The organism is Streptomyces sp. NPDC057638 (assembly GCF_042800315.1).
Taxonomy (GTDB): domain Bacteria; phylum Actinomycetota; class Actinomycetes; order Streptomycetales; family Streptomycetaceae; genus Streptomyces.
Genome location: NZ_JBHVHF010000493.1, coordinates 1 through 3749, shown reverse-complemented (window position 1 = coordinate 3749; position 3749 = coordinate 1). Strand labels below are relative to the sequence as shown.

General features: G+C 69.6%; 4 protein-coding genes. 1 reads left to right on the top strand and 3 read right to left on the bottom strand.

What is annotated here, in order from left to right:
* Nucleotides 1-74 precede the first annotated feature (74 nt).
* Nucleotides 75-491, bottom strand: a complete 417-nt coding sequence (locus ACFVIM_RS33840) for a Fur family transcriptional regulator (RefSeq protein WP_384309837.1) — start codon at nt 489-491, stop codon at nt 75-77.
* Between the two features lie 136 nt (nt 492-627).
* Between ACFVIM_RS33840 and ACFVIM_RS33835 the strand changes: the two genes are divergently transcribed.
* Entirely contained in the window at nt 628-2079 is a 1452-nt protein-coding gene (locus ACFVIM_RS33835; protein ID WP_384309835.1) for a catalase, read from the top strand.
* A 113-nt stretch (nt 2080-2192) separates the two neighbouring features.
* On the opposite strand, the gene ACFVIM_RS33830 is transcribed toward ACFVIM_RS33835, so the two are convergent.
* Complete coding sequence (locus ACFVIM_RS33830; RefSeq protein ID WP_384309833.1) at nt 2193-2600, bottom strand: cyclic nucleotide-binding/CBS domain-containing protein; 408 nt, start codon at nt 2598-2600, stop codon at nt 2193-2195.
* Between the two features lie 310 nt (nt 2601-2910).
* Nucleotides 2911-3711, bottom strand: a complete 801-nt coding sequence (gene hisN, locus ACFVIM_RS33825; protein ID WP_384309830.1) for a histidinol-phosphatase — start codon at nt 3709-3711, stop codon at nt 2911-2913.
* Nucleotides 3712-3749: the final 38 nt, after the last annotated feature.

Genomic DNA, 3749 nt, shown 5'->3' with positions numbered 1-3749 from the left:
CCTCAAGGATCCGGGCCTTCGGTTTTTCCGTCGTGGCCGCGAGTAAGCCCCCGTGAGGGGCTCACGGGGGCGGTTCAGGCGGCGGCGCAGCCGGGACAGATGCCGCGGTAGGTGACCTCGACGTCGGAGATGGTGAAGCCGAAGCGCTCCGAGGCGGGCAGGTCGGCCAGGGGGTTGCCGGACGGGTGGACGTCGCGGATCGCGCCGCACCGGGCGCAGACCAGGTGCTGGTGGGGTTGGTGGGCGTTGGGGTCGTAGCGCTTGGCCCGGCGGTCGGTCGCGACCTCCAGCACCTCGCCCAGGGAGACCAGCTCGCCGAGCGTGTTGTAGACGGTGGCGCGGGAGATCTCCGGCAGCCTCTCCACGGCTCGCGCGTGCACCTCGTCGGCCGTCAGATGGACGTGCTCACCGTCGAGGACCTCGGCCACGACACGCCGCTGTGCGGTCATGCGCCAACCGCGTCCGCGGAGTCGTTCCAACAGGTCACTCATAAGGACCAGCCTAGCAGCGGGGGACCGGGATCCCGAACGGGTGTGACTTTGGATGTTCACTTGACTTAGACAAAGTCCATCGTAGGATCGGTCTCGGCACAAGGGCCAGGACGAGAAGCAGCACGCAGGAGGACACGTGACGCAGGGACCGCTCACCACGGAGGCCGGGGCGCCGGTCGCCGACAACCAGAACTCCGAGACCGCGGGTGTCGGTGGTCCGGTTCTGGTGCAGGACCAGCTCCTTCTGGAGAAGCTCGCGCACTTCAACCGGGAGCGCATCCCGGAGCGCGTCGTCCACGCGCGGGGCGCGGGCGCCTACGGCACCTTCACCGTGACCGCCGATGTCACCGCGTACACCCGGGCCGGTTTCCTCTCGGAGATCGGCAAGGAGACCGAGACCTTCCTGCGGTTCTCGACCGTGGCGGGCAACCTCGGCGCGGCCGACGCGGTGCGTGATCCCCGGGGCTTCGCGCTGAAGTTCTACACCGAGGAGGGCAACTACGACCTCGTCGGCAACAACACCCCGGTGTTCTTCATCAAGGACGCCATCAAGTTCCCCGACTTCATCCACACCCAGAAGCGCGACCCGTACTCGGGTTCCCAGGAGGCGGACAACGTCTGGGACTTCTGGGGGCTGTCGCCCGAGTCCACGCACCAGGTGACGTGGCTCTTCGGTGACCGGGGCATCCCCGCCTCGTACCGCCACATGAACGGGTACGGCTCGCACACGTACCAGTGGACCAACAAGGACGGCGAGGTCTTCTGGGTCAAGTACCACTTCAAGACCGACCAGGGGATCAAGAACCTGCCGCAGGACGAGGCCAACCGGCTCGCCGGTGAGGACCCCGACAGCCACCAGCGCGATCTGCGGGAGGCCATCGAGCGGGGCGACTTCCCGTCGTGGACCGTGCAGGTGCAGCTCATGCCCGCGGCCGACGCGGCGTCCTACCGCTTCAACCCGTTCGACCTCACCAAGGTGTGGCCGCACGAGGACTACCCGCCGATCGAGATCGGGAAGCTGGAGCTCAACCGGAACCCGGAGAACATCTTCGCCGAGGTCGAGCAGTCGATCTTCTCGCCCGCCCACTTCGTGCCGGGCATCGGGCCCTCGCCGGACAAGATGCTCCAGGGTCGTCTGTTCGCCTACGGTGACGCGCACCGCTACCGCGTCGGGATCAACGCCGACCACCTTCCGGTGAACCGGCCGCACGCCACCGAGGCGCGCACCAACAGCCGGGACGGCTTCCTCTACGACGGTCGTCACAAGGGTGCGAAGAACTACGAGCCCAACAGCTTCGGCGGCCCGTACCAGACCGACAAGCCGCTGTGGTCCGCGACCGCCGTCTCCGGGGCGACGGGCAACCACGAGGCACCCGGTCACGCCGAGGACAGCGACTTCGTCCAGGCGGGCAACCTCTACCGGCTGATGTCGGAGGACGAGAAGAGCCGTCTGATCGAGAACCTCTCCGGTTTCATCGCCAAGGTGTCGCGCGATGACATCGCCGAGCGTGCGATCAACAACTTCCGTCAGGCCGACGGAGACTTCGGTAAGCGGCTGGAGGCCGCGGTCCAGGCCCTGCGTGGCTGACGGACGCTTGCCGTAGAGCGGAGGGCCGGATCCCAGTCCAGGGGGATCCGGCCCTCTCGTGCGTGCCCATGGTGGTGTCCGGCGGGCGGGCAGTGGTCGGGGGCGGTGGGGTCTCAGGGGGAGCCGACGAGGGTGGAGTGCTGACGGCGGGACGGCGCCCAGCAGCGGATGATGTCCCGTACGGAGACGATGCCGACGGGTTCCTTGTCATCCATCACGATCAGGTGCCGGAAGCCGCCATGGCACATCGCCTCGGCCGCCTCGTCCAGGGTCCACGCCGGGGCGGCGAAGACGACATCGGTGGTGGTGTGGGTTCCCGCGCACTCCAGGTCGGGGTCCTCGCCCGTACCCACGGAGGTCAGGATGTCGCGCTCGGTCAGAATGCCCACGCCGCACGTGTCGCTGTCGAGGACGACGGCCGCGCCGACGCGGCGGGCGGCCATCAGGCGGGCGGCCTGGCGGAGTGTGTGCGCGGGCCCGATGGTGAGGACCACCGTGCTCATGGCATCACGGACGAGCATGGATGGAGCCACCTCCTTGGGGGATCGGTTCTTCCGGGAGAACCGATTCACAAATTCACAAGTGGGGGGACTCTCAGAGTCGCAGTCCTCGCGGGAGGCAGCAAGAGGGCGGGCGCGACCGGTTCCGGCGCGCGCGGGCGTGTCGCGGTGTATCCGGCGCGTAACGGTCGGTGGGCGCGCCCCCGGCGGGAGCGCGCGGTGAGGGGCCGGTCCATCGGCACGGGGTCCGCGGGTACGCGGGGAGCCCCCGCCCCCCCGCGCCTCCGCCGCCCCGACCCGCCTCCCTGCGAGGGCCTTCCTGCGGTACGGGTCAGTCGCGCCGGTTGAGATGGTCCAGCAGCTCGGAGTGGAGCAGACCGTTCGACGCGGCGGCGTTGCCGCTGTGCGGACCGGGGACGCCGTCCAGGCCGGTGAAGGTGCCGCCCGCCTCCTGCACCACGACCGCGAGGGCGGCCATGTCCCACAGCGACAGCTCGGGCTCGGCGCAGATGTCGAGGGAACCCTCGGCGACCATCATGTATGGCCAGAAGTCGCCATACCCGCGCGTGCGCCAGCAGGCACGGGTGAGGTCGAGGAAGCCCCCGAGGCGGCCCTGCTCCTCCCAGCCGCTCAGCGACGAGTAGGCGAAGGAGGCGTCCTGGAGCCGGCCCACCCGGGACACCCCAAGCCTGCTCGCGGAGGTGAGCGACCGTCCGGTGAAGGCGCCCGCTCCGCGCGCCGCCCACCAGCGCCGCCCCAGCGCGGGGGCCGACACCACACCCACCACCGGCTGATAGCCGTCCTCGCCCTCCACCATGAGGGAGATCAGCGTCGCCCAGACCGGGACACCGCGTACGTAGTTCTTGGTGCCGTCGATCGGGTCGATGACCCAGCGGCGGGGGCCCGTGCCCTTGATGCCGTACTCCTCGCCGAGGACCGCGTCGCGCGGGCGGGCCCGCTGGAGCTGGCCCCGGATCAGTTCCTCCGCGGCCTTGTCGGCCTCGCTCACCGGCGTCATATCCGGCTTGGTCTCCACCTGGAGGTCCAGCGCCTGGAACCGGTCCATCGTGGCGGCGTCGGCCGCGTCCGCGAGGACATGGGCCAGACGGAGATCATCGTGGTAGTCGGACATGGTCATCATGCTAGCCCGGGAGCCTCCGGGGCCCCGGA